The organism is Cryobacterium psychrotolerans (genome assembly GCF_900101115.1).
GTDB classification, from domain to species: domain Bacteria; phylum Actinomycetota; class Actinomycetes; order Actinomycetales; family Microbacteriaceae; genus Cryobacterium; species Cryobacterium psychrotolerans.
Map to the genome: position 1 here is coordinate 44,825 of NZ_FNFU01000004.1, position 17,238 is coordinate 62,062.

Consider the following 17,238-nt stretch of genomic DNA (forward strand, 5'->3'; position numbering starts at 1 on the left):
ACAGTGAGGCTCACTTCATGAGCGGTTCCCTCAACATCACGTCGGCCACCGCCGACCCCGCGCTTCTCGACCTGCCGTGGCAGCTCCCGCTTGACGCCTGGCCGAACGAGAACATCGCGGCACTGCCCAAGGGGATCTCGCGCCACCTGGTGCGCTTCGCCCACCTGAGCGGTCGCGTCGTGGCGATCAAGGAGACCACGAGCGAGATGGCCAAGCGGGAGTACGACATGCTGCGCACCCTCCAGACGCTGGAGATCCCCTGCGTCGAGCCCGTCGCCGTGATCACGAACCGGTCGGATGAGGACGGCGACCCGTTGAACTCAGTGCTCGTGACCCGGCACCTGAAGTTCTCGCTGCCCTACCGCGCCCTGTATTCCCAGACCCTGCGGCCCGACACCGCCACCCGCCTCGTTGACGCCCTCGCGGTGCTCCTCGTGCGCGTGCACATGGTCGGACTGTTCTGGGGCGACGTCTCCCTCTCCAACACCCTGTTCCGCCGCGACGCCGGGGCGTTCGCCGCCTACCTCGTCGACGCGGAGACGGGACAGCTCTACTCCGGCGGGCTCTCCAACGGGCAGCGCGAAAACGACCTGGAAATCGCCCGGGTGAATATCGCCGGCGAACTGATGGACCTCGAGGCCGGCGGCCGGGTGGCGGACGAGCTCGACCCGATCCGGGTCAGCAACGGCATCGTCGCGGCGTACCGGCTGCTCTGGAAGGAGCTGACCGGCTCCGAGTCGTTCGCGAGCTCCGAGCGGTGGCGCATCCGCGAACGCGTCGAACGTCTCAACAACCTCGGCTTCGACATCGACGAGCTCGCCATCAAGACGGATAACACGGGCACGACGGTGCGCATCCAGCCGAAGGTCGTCGACGCCGGGCACCACCAGCGCAGGTTGCTGCGCCTGACCGGGCTCGACGCGGAGGAGAACCAGGCCAGGCGCCTGCTCAACGACCTCGACTCCTACCGGGCCGCGTACGCCCAGCCGGACTCCGACGAGGAGATGATGGCCCACGAGTGGCTCGTGCGCGTCTTCGAGCCGGTCGTGCGCGCGATCCCCCGCGAGCTCAAGGGCAAACTCGAACCGGCCGAGGTCTTCCACCAACTGCTCGACCACCGCTGGTTCATGGCCCAGAACCAGTCGCGGGAGATCCCGCTGGCCGAAGCGGTGACCTCGTACGTGCAGGACGTGCTGCGCCACCGCCGGGACGAGGCGACCGTGATCGAGCCGCCGACGGGGTCGATCACGCTGCCGATCTCACTGCCCACCGACGCCGACGCCGAGCCCGACTGGCGCCTGAAGGTCTAACCCCAGTCTAACACCCCCCGCGAAACCGCAGTCGTGCGCGTTATGAGGCACTCATAACGCGCACGACTGCGGTTTCGCGGGGGTGGGGGGTGGGGCGGGTTACTTCGCCAGCTTGGCGGCGGCCTTCGCGGCCTTGGCTGCGGCGCGGAGGCGGGAGATTTCGTAGAGGGTCACTCCGGCGGCGATCCCGGCGTTCAGCGACTCGGTCGCCGCCTGGATCGGGATCGACACGATGGCATCGCAGGTCTCGGTGACGAGGCGGGACAGGCCCTTGCCCTCGCTGCCGACGACGACGACGATCGGACGTTCGGCGTAGCCGAGGCCGAGCTCGGGCAGCATGACGTCGCCGCCGCCGTCGAGGCCGATGACGAGAACGCCCTGCTCCTTGAGCGCCTTGAGCGTCTGGGTGAGGTTCGGGGCCATCGCGACCGGGGTGCGGGCGGCCGCGCCGGCCGAGGTCTTCCAGGCCGAGGCCGTGACACCGACCGAGCGGCGCTGCGGCACGATCACGCCGTGCCCGCCGAAGGCCGCCGTCGAGCGGATGATCGCGCCGAGGTTGCGCGGGTCGGTGATGCCGTCGAGGGCCACGAACAGCGGCTTGTGGCCCCGGCTGATGGTGAGCTCGAGCAGCTCCATCGGGTGCGCGTACTCGTAGGCGGGGACCTTGAGGGCGAGGCCCTGGTGCACCGAGTCACGGCCGGCGAGGCGGTCGAGCTCCGGGCGCATCACTTCGAGGATCGGGATGTTGCGCTGGTTGGCGAGGGTGAGGATCTCCTTGACCCGGTCATCCATCTCGATGCGGGTCGCGATGTAGAGCGTCGAGGCGGGGATCTTCGCCCGAAGCGCCTCGAGCACGGAGTTACGGCCGGTGACGATCTCGTGCTCGTCGACCTGCTTCGCCTTGCGCGTGGACGTTCCGCCGCCGCCGCTGCCCGCGGTTCCACGGGAGGCCCCGCGCGCGGCACCCTTGGCCGCGGCCGGGCGGGCGCGCCCGCCGCTGGCGGCGGTGTAGCGGTCCTCGGCGAGCTTGCGCTTGCCGGCGGGGTGGTACGGCCGGTCCTCGGCCTTGGGCGTGGGCTTCTTGCCCTCGAGCGCCTGGCGGCCCTGGCCGCCCGAGCCGACCTGCGGGCCACGGCTGCCCTTGCGCACGGCCCCGGTGCGAGCCTTGCGGTCTGTGTTCTTCATCAGTCAAAACTCCAATGTGCACCCGACGGGGTGTCTTCGATGGTGATTCCGGCGGCGACGAGCTCGTCCCGGATTCGGTCTGCGGCCGCGTAGTCGCGGCTCTGCCGGGCAATTTCGCGGTCGTCGAGCAGGCGCTCGACGAGCGCGGTGAGCGCGATCATGGCCGGTTCGTCCGTGGCAACGGACCAACCGGGCGAGAGGGGGTTGATGCCGAGGACCTCGCTCATCGCGAGCACCTGGCCGCGGGCGGATGCCGCCGCGTGCAGGTCTTCGGCATCGAGCGCGGCGTTGCCGGCGCGCACGGTTTCATGCAGCACGCCGAGGGCCTGGGGTACGGCGAGGTCGTCGTCCATGGCCTCAGCGAACTCCTCCGGCACGATTTCGACGCCCGATCCGGCGAACCGGGTGTCCGCCAGGCGCCGGTCGGCCCGGTCGAGGAAGCTCTCGATGCGCTCGAGCGCGGCCTCGGCCTCGGCGAGCGAGCCTTCGTGGAAGTCGATGGTCGAACGGTAGTGGGCCGCGCCGAGGTAGTAGCGCACGACGATGGCACGCGCCTGCTCGAGCAGCTCCGCCGCGTAGATCGAGTTGCCGATCGACTTCGACATCTTCTGGCCGTTGACGTGCACGAGGCCGTTGTGCATCCAGTAGTTGGCGAAGGCGTCGCCGGCCGCGGTGGACTGGGCGAGTTCGTTTTCGTGGTGCGGGAAGCGCAGGTCGAGACCTCCGCCGTGAATGTCGAACTGGGCGCCGAGGTAACGGGTGGCCATGGCGGAGCACTCGATGTGCCAGCCCGGGCGACCGTCGCCCCAGGGCGACGGCCAGGCTGCCGAGGCGGGCTCGTCGGTCTTGTGGCCCTTCCAGAGCGCGAAGTCGCGGGGATCTCGCTTGCCGCGCGGGTCGGCATCCGTGGCCGCTTCCATGTTGTCGAGCTTCTGCCGGGTGAGCTCGCCGTAGGCGGGCCAGCTCCTGGTGTCGAAGTAGACGTCGCCGGTATCGTCGGCGGCCGGGTAGGCGTGCCCGGCCTCGATCAGCCTCCCGATCAGGTCGAGCATGTTCTGGATGCTGGCGGTCGCGCGGGGTTCGTAGCTGGGAGCGAGGATGCCCAGCCGCTGGTAGCCGGCCGTGAACTCCAGCTCGTAGCGGTACGCCAGCGCCCACCACTGCTCGGTGGTGCCGGTGGAACTGACGAGGATCTTGTCGTCGATGTCGGTGACATTGCGGATGAAGGTGACGTCATTGCCGCGGTAGCTGAGCCAGCGGCGCAGCTGGTCGTAGACGAGGGCGCTGCGGAGGTGGCCGATGTGCGGCGAGGACTGCACCGTGGGGCCGCAGACGTAGATCCCGACCTTGTCCGGGACGAGGGGAATGAAGTCGCGAAGCGCCTGGGCCTTCGAGTCGTACAGTCGCATGGTCACGCCTCCCAGCTTAGGACAGGGCCCCGTGCCTCGGCAGGGACCAGGAGCGCGGTGGCGATCGCCGCGATGCCCTCACCCCGGCCGGTGAAACCGAGGCCGTCGGTCGTCGTCGCCGAGACGCTGACCGGCGCGCCCAGGATCGAGCTGAGGCGAGCCTCCGACTCGGCCCGGCGCGGTGCGAGCCGGGGCCGGTTGCCGATGACCTGCACCGAGACGTTGCCCACGCGGAAGCCGGCGTCGCCGACGCGGCGCAGGGTTTCGCGCAGGAAGACCTCGCCGTGGGCATCCGCCAGGGCCGCGTCGGCGGTGCCGAAGACGCCCCCGACGTCGCCGAGGCCGGCCGCCGCCAGCAGGGCGTCGCAGATGGCGTGCACGGCCGCATCTCCGTCGCTGTGCCCGGCCAGCCCGCGCTCCCCCGGCCAGTGCAAGCCTGCCAGCCACAGCTCGGACGTGTCGTCGAAGGCGTGCACGTCCAGGCCTGTGCCGACGCGGGGCGAGCCGGCGGGGTCCGCCGGGGTGGCCAGCAGCAGTTCGGCCCGGCGCAGGTCCCAGGGGGTGGTGATCTTGAAGGCGAGGGGGTCGCCCGGGATGATGCTGACCGGGAAGCCCGCGGCCGTGACGAGCGCTGCGTCATCCGTCAGCTCCTCGGTCGCCGCGGCGAAGGCCGCGACCAGCATCCGGCGCGGGAAGCCCTGCGGCGTCTGCACGGCGGAGAGCTCCCGGCGGTCGACGCCGGCGAGGACCGTGCCCCGCGGGTCGACGCGCTTGATGCTGTCGACCAGATCGAGGCCGGGCACGACGCCCGCGCCCGAGGCACGCACGGCGGCCACGACCGCGTCGCAGAGCGTCGACGGCGTCAGCGCGCGCGCCGCATCGTGCACGAGCACGGTGTCCACATCCGGCCGGAGCACGGCGAGCCCCCGTTCTACGGATGCCTGCCTGCTGTTTCCGCCGGGGACGACGTCCAGGTAGCCGCCGGCCGCGCCGGCGCGTTCGGTCGCGATGGCACGTGCCTCGTCCAGCCGGTCTTCCGGGGCCACGACGATGACCTGGGACGCGTCGCGCATGCCGAAGACGGAGTCGAGGGATCGCTCGAGCAGGGTGCGCCCGGAGAGCGGCACGAACGCCTTGGGCAGTTCGTGTCCGAGCCGGGTTCCGCTGCCCGCGGCGACGACGATGACCGCGACCAGGGGCGCAGGTGAATCAGTCATGTCTGGAGGCTATCTGGTGAGGTCGTGCGAGTGAAGGACCGCGCCCGGGGTGCGCGTGCGAGGGCAACGAGAAAGGCGGCACCTTTCGGCGCCGCCTTTCACCGAAACGTGGGGCTAGGACGCAAGGACCTCGTCGAGAACGCTGGAGGCCTTCTCTTCATCGGTCTTCTCGGCCAGGGCCAGCTCGGAGATCAGGATCTGGCGTGCCTTGGCAAGCATGCGCTTCTCCCCGGCCGACAGGCCGCGGTCCTGGTCGCGGCGCCACAGGTCGCGAACGACCTCGGACACCTTGATGACGTCACCGGAGGCGAGCTTCTCCAGGTTGGCCTTGTAGCGGCGTGACCAGTTGGTGGGCTCTTCGGTGAACGGCGCGCGAAGCACCTCGAACACCTTGTCGAGCCCCTCCCGCCCGATGACGTCGCGAACGCCGACCAGGTCGACGTTCTCGGCCGGGACTTCGATGGTGAGATCACCCTGAGTGACATTGAGCTTCAGGTACAGTTTCTCTACACCCTTGATCGTCCGCGTCTTCACCTCAGTGATCGTTGCGGCTCCGTGGTGGGGATAAACGACAGTTTCGCCAACCTCAAAAAGCATGTATTCATATCCCTTCAGCAACGTCTAGGATACCACAGCCTGCGGTGGTAGGGTTCGCCGAGCAGCGCCCGGCCACGCACCCCTCCACCGCCGCCTTTCCGTGAGTCTCCGGCCGCCGCCGCGAGCCGCGGGTAGGCTAAACTCAAAGCGAAAATTTGCGGCGTCCCGACCACTCGGCCGGGGCCCGAAATGACCTGGAGGTCTTGTGAGGGCGCGTATCGTCGCATCCGCCATTCTGGCGACTGCCATCCTGTCTGGGACTGCCGGCTGCGGCCTGATGGCGCCCCAGGCAACGACCATCCGCTACGACGCGAGCGACGGGGTGAGCGGCGACGTCGGCGACATCGCCGTGCGCAACGCCATCCTCGTCTCGGACGGGGCCGACTCGGCCAACCTGGTCATCACGCTCGTGAACCAGGGCGACTCGGCCCACATCGTGGGCGTGCAGTACGAATCGGACGGCGAGAAGGTGACGGAGGAGTTGACCGTCGAGGCCAACTCGACGCTCGCCCTCGGCAGCGAGGATGAGCCGGCCCTGGCCCTGCGCGGCATCGACGCCCAGCCCGGATCGCTTTTCCCGGTCTTCGTGCAGTACGGCAACGAGACCGGCGCCCGGCTGCTGGTTCCGGTGCTCGACGACACCCTGGAGCCGTACTCGACCCTGGTGCCCACGCCGGAGCCCACGCCGGTGGACTTACCCCTCCCGCAGGCCCCGACCGAGCCGCTGGAGCCGACTCCGACTCCGACCGCCGCGCCGTAACGGCGCTGCGCCTGCTGCACGACGCCGCTCCGGCACCGTACAGCAGGCGCAGGTCAGGCCTCGAAGCGGTAGCCGAGACCCCGGACGGTCACCAGCATGACCGGTTGCGAGGGGACCGCTTCGATGCGCGAGCGAATCCGTTTGATGTGCACGTCGAGCGTCTTCGTGTCCCCGAAGTAGTCGGTGCCCCAGACCCGGTCGATCAGCTGGCCGCGCGTGAGCACGCGCCCGGCGTTTCGCAGCAGGAATTCCAGCAGCTCGAATTCCTTGAGCGGCATGTTCACCAGCTCCCCGGAGACCATGACGGCGTGGCGCTCGAGGTCCATCTCCACGGTGCCGGCGGAGAGGACATCCGGCGCCTTGTCCCGCTCGTCGACGAGGTCGGCGTGGCGCCTCAACACGGCCCGGATGCGCGCCAGCAGTTCCCGGGTGGAGTACGGCTTGGTCATATAGTCGTCGGCGCCCAGCTCGAGGCCCACGACGATGTCCACCTCGGAGTCCTTGGCGGTCAGCATGATGATCGGCACGGCTGACCGGGTGCGGATCTCCCGGCACACCTCGGTGCCCGGGATCCCTGGGAGCATGAGGTCGAGCAGGATGACGTCGGCGCCGGCCCGGTCGAATTCGCGGATCGCGCTCGGCCCGTCCTCGGCCACGCTCACCTCGTACCCTTCGCGTTCCAGGATGAAGCTCAACGGCTCACTGAGCGAGCGCTCATCTTCGACCAAAAGGATGCGGGTCACGGGGTGTCTCCTGTCGCCGCCGGAGCGGGGTGGGGCGCCTCGGGGAGGCGGATGGTAAACGTGGAGCCCTTGCCGGGCTGGGACCAGACCCGGATGTCGCCGCCGTGGTTCTGCACGACGTGCTTGACGATCGCGAGGCCGAGGCCCGTCCCCCCGGTGTGCCGGGAGCGTGCCTGGTCGACGCGGAAGAAGCGCTCGAAGATCCGGTCCAGGTCCGCTTCGGGAATTCCGACGCCCTGGTCGGTGACGGTGATCTCGACTGCGCCGTCGTTCCGGCGCACGCCAACCCCCACGCGCGACCCGTCCGGTGAGTAGTTCACGGCGTTGGCGATGAGGTTGTGCACAGCGACCACGAGCAGCCGTTCGTCGCCGTAGACCTCGGAGCGCGATTTCTTCCCCACCGCGATCGTGATGTGGTTCGCGTCCGCGACGATCCGGGCCTGGTCGACGGCCGCGGCGACGACCGCGTCGATCTTCACCAGCTCCGGCTGCGCGACGGCCTCCTGCGACTGCAGCCGGGACAGCTCGATGATCTCCTGGGTGAGGCGGCCGAGGCGGGCCGACTCGGTGGTCAGGCGGTTGGCGAAGCGGCGAACCTGCTCCGGCTCATCCGCCGCATGGACGAGCGCCTCGGCCAGCAGGCCCACCGAAGCGATCGGCGTCTTCAGTTCGTGGCTGACGTTGGCGACGAAGTCGCGGCGCACCTCGTCGAGCCGGAACGCTTCCGTACGGTCCTCGGCCAGCAGCAGCACGTAGCGCGTACCCAGCCGGGCCAGCCGCACCCGCACGTGCATGCTCGCGTCGCCGAAGGGGCCGCGCGCCAGCAGGAGGTCGTCGGAGATCGGGTCGCCGGAGCGGCGCACCCGGCGGGCGAGGTCGAGCAACTCCGGGTGCACGAGCTGCTGATTGAACACCAGCCCCATGGCCAGCGCCCCCGGGGAGGTCTTGATCACGTTGTTGGACGGGTCCAGAACGATGCCCGCGGACTCGAGCGCGTCGAGGACCTGGTCGATCCCATCGGGGACGGCGGGGTTCACAACCTCGGCCGCGCGGCGCCCGTGTCGCTCCGCGACGTGCAGCAGAGTCACGAAACCGGCGCCAACGGCCAGCCCGAGTGCCAGCGACAGCAGCACGAGCCACGTCGATTCCATTCCCCCAGATTAGTGACTTTCTCCCGCGCCGACCGCGCCGGACGGGCCGGAGGGACGGTACGTTAGGAAGTGTTCAAACCCGCGGCACCTGCCGTTCACCTTTATCCGGCATGATCAGCCGGGACCCAGGCGGGTCTCACGCGCCAGTTGGTGCAGGATCCCAGCGGCCAGGAAGGACCACACAGCCATGCGCGAAGTATTCCAACAGGAACTCGCCGAGGTGCAGGAGCGCCTCGTCGAAATCTCTCGACTCGTCGCCGTCTCGATCGAAAAGGCAACGCGCGCCTTCAACGAGTCCGACGTGAGCCTCGCCGAGGAGGTCATCGCGGATGATGACAAGATCGACGCTCTCACCGTCGAACTCGACGAGCTCGCCATTACCATCCTCGCCCGCCAGCAGCCCGTTGCCCGGGATCTGCGCATCGTCGTCAGCGCCCTGCGGATCAGCGCCTCCCTCGAGCGGATGGGCGACATGTCGACCCACATCTCCCAGCTGGCGCGGTACCGCTTCCCGGACAAGGTCATCCCGAAGAGCCTGCGCCCCACCTTCGCGGAGATGGGCGCCCTCGACGTGAAGATCGCCAACATGCTCACCGAGCTGCTGACCAACGAAGACATGGTGCTGGCCGAGACCATTCGCAACGAGGACGACAAGATCGACGCCCTGCACCTGAGCGTGTTCGACGCCGTGCTCGGCGAGACCTGGAAGGGCCAGGCCGCCGACACGGTCGACGCCACGCTCGCCAGCCGGTACCACGAGCGTTTCGCCGACCATGCGGTCTCGATCGCGAAGAAGGTGCAGTACCTCGGCACCGGCGACTGGCACCAGCTCAGCGGCTCCTGACCCCTTCTTCCCTCCCCGCGAGACTGCAGTTGTGCGCGTTATGAACGACGTTTAGCGCGCACAACTGCTGTTTCGCGGGTTATTTTTTGCCTTGGGCGGCCACCGCGGCGGCGCCGGCAGCGGCGGCCTCCGGGTCGAGGTACTCGCCCGGGCCGAGCGGCATGAGGTCTTCACCGAGCTTGTAGACGAGCGGGATGCCGGTGGGGATGTTCAACTCGGCGATGTCGGCGTCGGAGATGCCGTCGAGGTGCTTGACCAGCGCCCGCAGCGAGTTGCCGTGGGCGGTGACGAGCACGGTCTTGCCGCTGCGCAGGTCCGCCGCGATGTCGGACTCCCAGTAGGGCAGCATCCGCTCGACCACGTCTTGCAGGCACTCGGTGCGCGGCACGGCGTCGCCGAGGCCCGCGTAACGAGGGTCGTTCACCTGGGACCACCGGGAGTCGTCGGCGAGCACGGGCGGCGGAACGTCGTACGAGCGGCGCCACAGCTGGAACTGCTCCGGGCCGAACTTGTCGAGCGTCTCCGCCTTGTCCAGGCCCTGCAATGCGCCGTAGTGGCGTTCGTTCAGGCGCCAGGAGCGCTTGACGTCGATCCAGGACCGGTTGGTCTGCTCGAGCGCGAGATCGGCGGTCTGGATCGCGCGGGTCAGCACTGAGGTGTGCACGACGTCGGGGAGCAGGCCGGATTCGGCGATGAGCTCGCCGGCACGGCGGGCCTCGATGATGCCCTGTTCGCTGAGCCTCACATCCACCCACCCGGTGAAGAGGTTCTGCTGGTTCCACAGGCTCTGGCCGTGGCGGAGAAGGATGAGTGTGTAGGGGGCTGGCATGTCTCAACTCTACCGAGAGCGGGCACACCCTCCGCGAAACCGCAGTTGTGCGCGTAATAATGCGGTTTTAGCGCGCACAACTGCGGTTTCGCGGGATGGGGATGGGGCGGGGAAGGGGGATGGGGATGGGGCGGGGAAGGGGGTTAGCGGTGGGGAGTGCGGATGCCGAGGCGCGGGAGCCGCGGGATGTCGGCGACGGACCCGGCGGACTGCGGCACGATCACTTCCTGGGCGGCCGCAATCGAGATCCCCTCCGACTGCACGAAGAGGGTGCTCGTCGCCGGAATGGCGCGCTTGACCACGGCCAGCGCGATCGGCCCCAGTTCGTAGTGCCGGGCACTCGAGGTGATCTGCCCGACGGGAACCCGTTCCGGCTCTCCGCCCGGCAGCCTGCGGTCCGCCCACACCTCGTCGCCGTGCACGGGAAGCACCGAGTCGGAACCGTCCAGGTGCAGCAGCACGAGGCGGCGCGGCGGATGCCCGAGGTTGTGCACCTTGGCCACCGTTTCCTGGCCCCGGTAGCAGCCCTTGTTCAGGTGCACGGCGGTGCGCAGCCAGTCGAGCTCGTGCGGGATGGTCTTCTCGTCGACTTCGGTGGCCGCCCGCGGACGCCACGCCGCGATGCGGAGCGCCTCGAAGGCCAGCAGCCCGGCGACGGCGATGCTGCCTTGGGCGGCGGCCTCACGCAGTCCGGCCAGGGCGGCCCTGGGCACGAGGACTTCGCTCCAGAGCCAGGTCGCACCGGGGTGAACCGGGGCGTCGGCGTATTGGTAACCGCCCGCGGCCACGCCGGACCACGGATCGCGCCAGACGAGCGGCATCCCGTTCGGCGCGGCCGGTTCGAGACCCAGCGCGGCCGGCTCGGGAGCCATGGTGCCGATCACCGCGTAGTCTTCCGTCCGGTCGGTGATCTCCACCCGGAGCATGAACCGCATCTTCTCCAGCCAGGCCTGCAACCCGGGAAGCTCGGCCGCCTCGAGGAGCAGGTAGGTTTCGACGCCGTCGTCGATGACGCTCATCGCGAACTGGAGCCGGCCGGTCGGATCGAGGAGGAGCGTTTCGGTGGACACGCCGGGGGCCAGGCTCCGCAGCTCCTGGCTGGAGAGCGAGTTGAGCCAGCTCAGCCGGTCCGGTCCGGAGACCCCGAGAACCCCGTGGTGGGAGAGGTCGACGATGGCGTCGCCGGCCAGCAGCCTGCGCTGTTCAATCATCGGGTTGCCGTAGTGAGCGGCCACGCCGGCGCCCCGCCCGTCGGCCTGCACGGCGCCGTCGACGCGCAGCAGGGGGGAGCCGTCTGGTGTGGTCATGGTGCTACTCCGCCCTGGCCAGGCGTCCGGATGCGTGGGTCCGCAGGTCCTGGCCGAGTGCCGCGATGTCCCACGCCCAGAGGAGGTGCTTCTCGACGAGGCCGTAGAGACGCGTCGCGGCGGTGTAGGGCTTGGCGCCCGACGTGTGCAGGACGGCATCCGTCACCAGGTCGATCCGCGCTCCCTTGACCTGGCCGAGGTAGAGCTCGGCGACACCGCCGGGATGCACGAGCGTTACTTCGATGTCGAACCCGCCGTCCGGGTTTCGAAGTGTTTCAACCTCTTCGGCGCTCGCATAGGGCCGGTCGCCCAGGCCGGGGATGAGGCCGGGTCCCGGATCTCCCTCGCCCTGGCTGCGATGCAGGCGCCAGTACCCGGTCTCGGTGACCAGCGGCGTCGGCTCGTCGGTCGTGCCGGGGGCCGGCTCAAGCCAGGTGTACGAGTTGTAGTTCAGGTGCGGAAGGCCGTCGTGGCTGAAGCTGATCCTCTGGCCGAACTCGCGGGTGACCGACTCGTCGCCGATCGTGTAGTCCAGGACTCCGGAGCCTTCCCAGACCCCGATCAGCCACGACAGTGGCACCAGTTCGGACGGCAGGTGGGCCGGAAGCTCGAACATTGTGGTTACCGCTGCCCCCGGAACAGCCTGAGCAGCACGATCACGGAGACCCCGGCGATCGCCAGGCTGGCCAGCGCCAGCAGGCCCAGAAAGAGAAGTTCGAGTGCGATCGTCGACATGGCTTGAGTCTACCCGTCGAGAGGGGGCCGGACTCTAACCGAGTCCGATGACGGCGAAATATCCGGTCGCCAACGCGAGCACGACGACCGCGCCGACAACGCTCGAGGTGACCCGGTTCACGTAGCCTTCCTTGCGCCCGGTCGCGAGCTGCACGCAGAGCGTGGCGAGCGTGCAGCCGGCCAGGGACAGGCCGATCCAGACGAGTTCCTGGCCCCGGGCGGAGAAGATCCCGGTCAGTACCGCGCACACGACGGCGAGGAGCCACACGACCCCGATGCTCTTCCACTGCCAGCTCACCCTCCCATTGTGCCCTGCCGCGGGCCGGTTCCGCGGCAGGTAGTATGGGGCGCACCGAACTTGGAGGATGCGCGTGGCGCAGTTGTTGATCCTGACCTCGGCGGTCAACAATGAGGTTCTTCCCGCCCTGCAGTTACTGTCGCACGGCATGCGGCTCATCCCTGCGCAACCGCACCACCTGATCTCGGCGCCCGAGTCCGACCTGATCCTGGTCGACGCGCGGGACAACCTGATGGCTTCCCGGTCGCTCTGCCAGATCCTCCGGACCACCGGGATTTCGGTCCCCCTCCTGGTCGTCATCACCGAGGGCGGCCTCACCGCGGTCAGCCCGGACTGGGGCGTCGACGATGTGATCCTCGACACCGCGGGACCGGCCGAGGTCGACGCGCGCATCCGTCTGGCCGTCGGGCGCGCGCAGGTCACCGCGACGTCGCCGATGATCCGGGCGGCCGGCATCGTCATCGACGAGGCCAGCTACTCGGCCAAGGTGCACGGCAAGCCGCTCGACCTGACCTACAAGGAATTCGAGCTCCTGCGTTTCCTGGCCGCCCACCCCTCGCGCGTCTTCACCAGGGAACAACTGCTCAGCGAGGTCTGGGGCTACGACTACTTCGGCGGCACGCGCACGGTCGACGTGCACGTCCGGCGCCTGCGTGCGAAGCTGGGCGACCACGAGTCGGTCATCGGCACCGTGCGAAACGTCGGGTACCGCTTCAATGTCAGCGAGGAGGAGGACGAACGTGTCCCTCACACTCACGGTTCCTGACCTGTCGGATGCCGCCACCCGGGCGCGCTTCGAGTCCGTCGCCGCGGCTGCGACCGCGGTCGACGGCCACCCGCCGTTCAACGAACAGGCGATGCTCGACCTCGCGTCGGGCCGCCGCACCCCGCTGCTGATCTCCGTGGGCGACGAGCCTGTCGGGGCCGCGATCCTCGGGCAGGGCGAACTCGACTTCGTCATCGCGCCCGCCCATCGAGGCCACGGCCACGGCGGCGAAGCCCTCCGGCAGATCCTGGCCGACGCACCCGACCAGCTCACCGCCTGGTCGCACGGGGACCATCCGGCCGCGCGCGTCCTGGCCAATCGTTACCGCCTGGCCGCCGCTCGCACCCTGCTTCAGCTGGGCGCCTCGCTGACCCGTGAGATCCCGGCCGAGGCCGCGCCGGCCGCACACTCCGGCGCCCGGATCAGCGCGTTCCGCCCCGGCGTGGACGACGAGGAATGGGTCGCCCTCAACGCACTCGTCTTCGCGAGCCACCCGGAACAGGGCTCGCTCACCCTGGCCGACCTCGCGGCCCGGCAGACGGAGCCGTGGTTCGACCCGGGCGATTTCCTGCTCGCCCGCGACGAAGCCACCGGGGCGCTGATCGGCTACACCTGGCTCAAGATCGAGCCGGGGTCGCCGAGCGGCGAGATCTATGTGGTCGGCGTCCACCCGGATGCCGCCGGCCGCGGCCTCGGCCGCGCGCTGCTGCTCGCCGGGATGGAGCGCCTCCGGGACCGCGGCTGCACGTCGGTGACGCTCTACGTTGAGGCGCACAACACCCCGGCCGTGAACCTGTATCGCTCGCTCGGCTTCACCGATCACACGGTCGACGTCCAGTACCGCCGGCTGCCGAGTTAAGCGGCCGTCGACGAGCCTTCGTCACCCGCGCGCGGGCTGCGGTGTAAGGATGGACAGATGGACGGCGATAACATCCAGGCGGACTCCGGCCTCGGCAGCGACTTTGATGACGATTTCGACCCGCTGGTCAGCGAGAACGACCCCGCGCTGCCCAGTGACAGGTATCTCGACCGCGAGCTCAGCTGGCTCGCCTTCAACCAGCGCGTGCTGGAGCTGGCCGAGGACCCGGACCTCCCCGTGCTCGAGCGGGCGAACTTCCTCGCCATCTTCGCGAGCAACCTGGACGAGTTCTTCATGGTGCGCGTGGCCGGGCTCAAGCGCCGCATCCTGACCGGGCTGGCCGTGCCCACGAACATCGGCCGGGCGCCGCAGGAAGCCCTCTCCGACATCTCCCGCGCCGCGCATGTGCTGCAGGATCGCCACGCCAGGGCGTTCGAGGTGCTGGTGCGCCCCGCCCTGGCCGACGCCGGAGTGCACATCGTCCGCTGGGAGAGCCTCGGCGAAGCCGAGCGCGCGTCGCTGCGCAACTACTTCGGCAACCAGGTCTTCCCGGTCCTGATGCCCCTCGCGGTCGACCCGGTGCATCCGTTCCCCTACATCTCCGGACTCTCCCTCAACCTCGCCGTGCGGGTGCGCAACCCGAAGACCGGCAAGCAGGAGTTCGCCCGGCTCAAGGTTCCGACCATGCTCCCCCGCTTCGTGCGGGTCGACCCCGCCGAGGGCGTCGAGAACCTCCGCTTCATCACCCTCGAAGACCTCATCGCGAACCACCTCGGCGACCTCTTCCCCGGGATGGAGATCCTCGAGCACCACGTCTTCCGCGTCACCCGCAACGAGGACGTCGAAATCGACGAGGACGAGACCGAGAACCTGATCAAGGCGCTGGAGAAGGAACTGCTCCGCCGCCGGTTCGGCCCGCCCATCCGGCTCGAAATCACCGAGAGCATGGACGACGTCACCCTGGGCCTGCTGGTGCGGGAGCTGGATGTCACCGAGCACGAGGTCTACCGGCTGCCCGCGCCGCTCGACCTCGGCGGCCTGTTCGACCTGCGGATCGACCGGCCGGACCTGCACTTCCCGAGGCATGTGCCCACGACGGCCGTGCAGCTCATGCCGGCCGAGCCCAACGCCGAACCGGACATCTTCAGCGCCATCGGCCGCCAGGACATCCTGCTGCACCACCCGTACGAATCGTTCGCGACGAGCGTGCAGGCCTTCCTCGAACAGGCCGCCGCCGACCCGAACGTGCTCGCCATCAAGCAGACGCTGTACCGCACCTCCGGCGACAGCCCCATCGTGTCCGCGCTCATCGACGCGGCGGAATCGGGCAAGCAGGTGCTCGCCCTGGTCGAGATCAAGGCCCGGTTCGACGAGCAGGCCAACATCTCCTGGGCGCGGAAGCTGGAGAAGGCCGGGGTGCATGTCGTCTACGGGCTCGTGGGCCTGAAGACGCACTGCAAGCTGGCCCTGGTCGTGCGCAACGAGCAGGGCGTGCTGCGCCACTACAGCCACATCGGCACGGGCAACTACAACCCGAAGACCAGCCGCCTCTACGAAGACCTCGGGCTCCTGACCGCGGACCCCCAGGTCGGCAAGGACCTCACCCGACTCTTCAACGAACTCTCCGGCTACGCGATCGAGAAGAAGTTCAAGCGTCTCCTCGTCGCCCCGCTGCACCTCCGCAGGGCGCTGCTCAAGCGGATCGCGGACGAAACGGCCAGCGCCGTCGCCGGCAAGCCGTCGGGCATCCGGATCAAGGTGAACTCCATGGTCGACGAGGCCATCATCGACGCCCTGTACCGGGCCAGCCAGGCCGGGGTGCGGGTCGACGTCTGGGTGCGCGGCATCTGCAGCCTGAAACCCGGCGTGCCCGGGATGAGCGAGAACATCCGGGTGCGGTCGATCCTGGGCCGTTACCTCGAGCATTCACGGATTTTCTCCTTCCACACCGGAGGCGACCCGCAGGTTTACATTGGCAGCGCCGACATGATGCACCGAAACCTCGACCGTCGGGTGGAGGCGCTGGTGCGCCTGGTCGACTCCGAGCATCTCGCCGAGATCGACGCGCTGTTCACCCGGGCAATGGACGACCGCACGTCCTCGTGGTGGCTCGACGCGACCGGGGAGTGGACGCGCCATCACCAGGACGACGCCGGCCACCCGCTCGACGACATGCAGAACCGGCTCATGCAACAGACGATTCACCGCAAGCGCCCGGTGGGCCGCCGATGACCGAGACCGCGGTATACGCGGCGGGCGCCGTGTGCTGGCGACTCGTCGAGGGCAAGCCGCACGTGCTCCTGATCCACCGGACCGTGCACGGCGACGTGACCATCCCCAAGGGGAAGGTCGACCCCGGCGAGTCCCTCCCCCGCACCGCCGTGCGGGAAATCGAGGAGGAGACCGGCCTGGCCGTCGCGCTCGGCGTGCCGCTGGGCGTATCGCACTACGACCTGCCGGGCGGGCGGGAGAAGATCGTGCACTACTGGGCCGCCGAGGTGACCCCGGAGGCGATCCGGCGTTCGACGTTCGTGCCCAACGGTGAGGTCGCCGCGATCGAGTGGGTCACGATCAAGAAGGCCAGGACCTACCTGAGCTACGGCGCCGACGTCGAAATTCTCGAGTCGTTCGCCCGGCTGGTCGACAACGGGGTCACGAACACGTTCGCCCTCATCGCCCTGCGCCATGCGAAGGCCGCGCCGCCGCGCAGCTGGGAAGGGCCGGACAGCACGAGACCGCTCACCGAACACGGCGTGCAGCAGGCGGCCGGAATCGTGGAGGCGATCACCGCGTGGCGGCCCCGTCGGATCTTCACGAGCACCGCGACGCGGTGCGTGACGACCGTCGCTCCCCTGGCCGCAGCCACCGGCATGAAGATCAAGCGCACCGAGCGACTCAGCCAGGAGGCCTTCGAGGAGGGCACCGGCGATGTGCGCGCGGCAATCGGCAAACGGGTTCGGGCCCGCAAGACGGCCGTGCTCTGCAGCCACGGCCCGGTGCTCCCGGAGATCCTGCGCGAAATCGCGTTGGCCACCGGAACCACGATCGGCGTTTACATTGCGGATGCCGCCGACCTCGAACCCGGCGGATTCTCGGTCGTTCACCTGTCGACGGATAACCCGAGTTCGGGCATCATCACAATAGAAACTCATTCGCCCCGGGTGTGACCCGGTCGGTGGCAGGTTGCCCGCAGCCGTTCACCTCCCGTTCACCAACCGGGGGGAGGTC

The 17,238-nt window shown here is 69.1% G+C and carries 17 protein-coding genes; 7 read left to right on the plus strand and 10 right to left on the minus strand.

The window, feature by feature from the left end:
- Window positions 1-17 precede the first annotated feature (17 nt).
- On the plus strand, window positions 18-1,310 hold the full coding sequence (locus BLQ39_RS04930) for a DUF4032 domain-containing protein (RefSeq protein WP_092322198.1): 1,293 nt from the start codon (window positions 18-20) through the stop codon (window positions 1,308-1,310).
- A 99-nt stretch (window positions 1,311-1,409) separates the two neighbouring features.
- On the opposite strand, the gene rlmB is transcribed toward BLQ39_RS04930, so the two are convergent.
- The 4 genes from rlmB to BLQ39_RS04950 all read right to left on the minus strand — a co-directional run bounded on the left by rlmB (window position 1,410) and on the right by BLQ39_RS04950 (window position 5,718).
- Window positions 1,410-2,495, minus strand: a complete 1,086-nt coding sequence (rlmB, locus tag BLQ39_RS04935; protein ID WP_092322200.1) for a 23S rRNA (guanosine(2251)-2'-O)-methyltransferase RlmB — start codon at window positions 2,493-2,495, stop codon at window positions 1,410-1,412.
- Entirely contained in the window at window positions 2,495-3,910 is a 1,416-nt protein-coding gene (cysS, locus tag BLQ39_RS04940; protein ID WP_092322201.1) for a cysteine--tRNA ligase, read from the minus strand. The genes rlmB and cysS overlap by 1 nt, the downstream gene beginning before the upstream one ends.
- On the minus strand, window positions 3,907-5,121 hold the full coding sequence (gene ispD / locus BLQ39_RS04945) for a 2-C-methyl-D-erythritol 4-phosphate cytidylyltransferase (protein ID WP_092322203.1): 1,215 nt from the start codon (window positions 5,119-5,121) through the stop codon (window positions 3,907-3,909). The genes cysS and ispD overlap by 4 nt, the downstream gene beginning before the upstream one ends.
- Before the next feature lie 114 nt (window positions 5,122-5,235).
- Window positions 5,236-5,718: a CarD family transcriptional regulator gene (locus tag BLQ39_RS04950; protein ID WP_092322204.1), complete on the minus strand. Its 483-nt coding sequence runs from the start codon at window positions 5,716-5,718 to the stop codon at window positions 5,236-5,238.
- A 277-nt stretch (window positions 5,719-5,995) separates the two neighbouring features.
- Here BLQ39_RS04950 and BLQ39_RS04955 point away from each other — a divergent pair, with 277 nt between their 5' ends.
- Window positions 5,996-6,478 carry a hypothetical protein gene (locus BLQ39_RS04955; protein WP_174775320.1) on the plus strand — a complete coding sequence of 161 codons (483 nt, stop codon included), beginning with the start codon at window positions 5,996-5,998 and terminating at the stop codon, window positions 6,476-6,478.
- 53 nt (window positions 6,479-6,531) lie between these two features.
- On the opposite strand, the gene BLQ39_RS04960 is transcribed toward BLQ39_RS04955, so the two are convergent.
- Complete coding sequence (locus BLQ39_RS04960) at window positions 6,532-7,221, minus strand: response regulator (protein WP_092322206.1); 690 nt, start codon at window positions 7,219-7,221, stop codon at window positions 6,532-6,534.
- A complete protein-coding gene (locus tag BLQ39_RS04965) occupies window positions 7,218-8,372 on the minus strand; it encodes a sensor histidine kinase (RefSeq protein ID WP_092322208.1) in 1,155 nt (384 codons plus the stop codon). Before BLQ39_RS04965 ends, BLQ39_RS04960 begins: the two co-directional genes overlap by 4 nt.
- A 187-nt stretch (window positions 8,373-8,559) precedes the next feature.
- On the opposite strand from BLQ39_RS04965, the gene phoU reads away from it, so the two are divergent.
- Complete coding sequence (phoU, locus tag BLQ39_RS04970; RefSeq protein ID WP_092322210.1) at window positions 8,560-9,216, plus strand: phosphate signaling complex protein PhoU; 657 nt, start codon at window positions 8,560-8,562, stop codon at window positions 9,214-9,216.
- Between the two features lie 79 nt (window positions 9,217-9,295).
- On the opposite strand, the gene BLQ39_RS04975 is transcribed toward phoU, so the two are convergent.
- From BLQ39_RS04975 to BLQ39_RS04990, 4 genes are all read right to left on the minus strand, one after another.
- Window positions 9,296-10,045, minus strand: coding sequence for a phosphoglyceromutase (locus BLQ39_RS04975; RefSeq protein WP_092322212.1), 750 nt, complete (start codon window positions 10,043-10,045; stop codon window positions 9,296-9,298).
- A 143-nt stretch (window positions 10,046-10,188) separates the two neighbouring features.
- Window positions 10,189-11,352 (minus strand): CAF17-like 4Fe-4S cluster assembly/insertion protein YgfZ, encoded by a 1,164-nt coding sequence (gene ygfZ, locus BLQ39_RS04980; RefSeq protein WP_092322214.1) that lies wholly within the window; start codon window positions 11,350-11,352, stop codon window positions 10,189-10,191.
- Between the two features lie 4 nt (window positions 11,353-11,356).
- Window positions 11,357-11,968, minus strand: coding sequence for a heme-binding beta-barrel domain-containing protein (locus BLQ39_RS04985; protein WP_092322216.1), 612 nt, complete (start codon window positions 11,966-11,968; stop codon window positions 11,357-11,359).
- A gap of 153 nt (window positions 11,969-12,121) precedes the next feature.
- Window positions 12,122-12,385 carry a hypothetical protein gene (locus BLQ39_RS04990; protein ID WP_092322217.1) on the minus strand — a complete coding sequence of 88 codons (264 nt, stop codon included), beginning with the start codon at window positions 12,383-12,385 and terminating at the stop codon, window positions 12,122-12,124.
- Between the two features lie 73 nt (window positions 12,386-12,458).
- Here BLQ39_RS04990 and BLQ39_RS04995 point away from each other — a divergent pair, with 73 nt between their 5' ends.
- Genes BLQ39_RS04995 through BLQ39_RS05010 form a run of 4 tightly spaced genes read left to right on the plus strand, consistent with a single transcriptional unit; the run spans window position 12,459 to window position 17,177 of the window.
- Window positions 12,459-13,151, plus strand: a complete 693-nt coding sequence (locus BLQ39_RS04995; protein ID WP_174775319.1) for a winged helix-turn-helix transcriptional regulator — start codon at window positions 12,459-12,461, stop codon at window positions 13,149-13,151.
- Window positions 13,126-14,010 carry a mycothiol synthase gene (mshD, locus tag BLQ39_RS05000; RefSeq protein WP_241986916.1) on the plus strand — a complete coding sequence of 295 codons (885 nt, stop codon included), beginning with the start codon at window positions 13,126-13,128 and terminating at the stop codon, window positions 14,008-14,010. The genes BLQ39_RS04995 and mshD overlap by 26 nt, the downstream gene beginning before the upstream one ends.
- Before the next feature lie 57 nt (window positions 14,011-14,067).
- A complete protein-coding gene (locus BLQ39_RS05005) occupies window positions 14,068-16,242 on the plus strand; it encodes an RNA degradosome polyphosphate kinase (protein ID WP_092322222.1) in 2,175 nt (724 codons plus the stop codon).
- Window positions 16,239-17,177: an NUDIX hydrolase gene (locus BLQ39_RS05010; protein ID WP_092322223.1), complete on the plus strand. Its 939-nt coding sequence runs from the start codon at window positions 16,239-16,241 to the stop codon at window positions 17,175-17,177. The genes BLQ39_RS05005 and BLQ39_RS05010 overlap by 4 nt, the downstream gene beginning before the upstream one ends.
- Window positions 17,178-17,238: the final 61 nt, after the last annotated feature.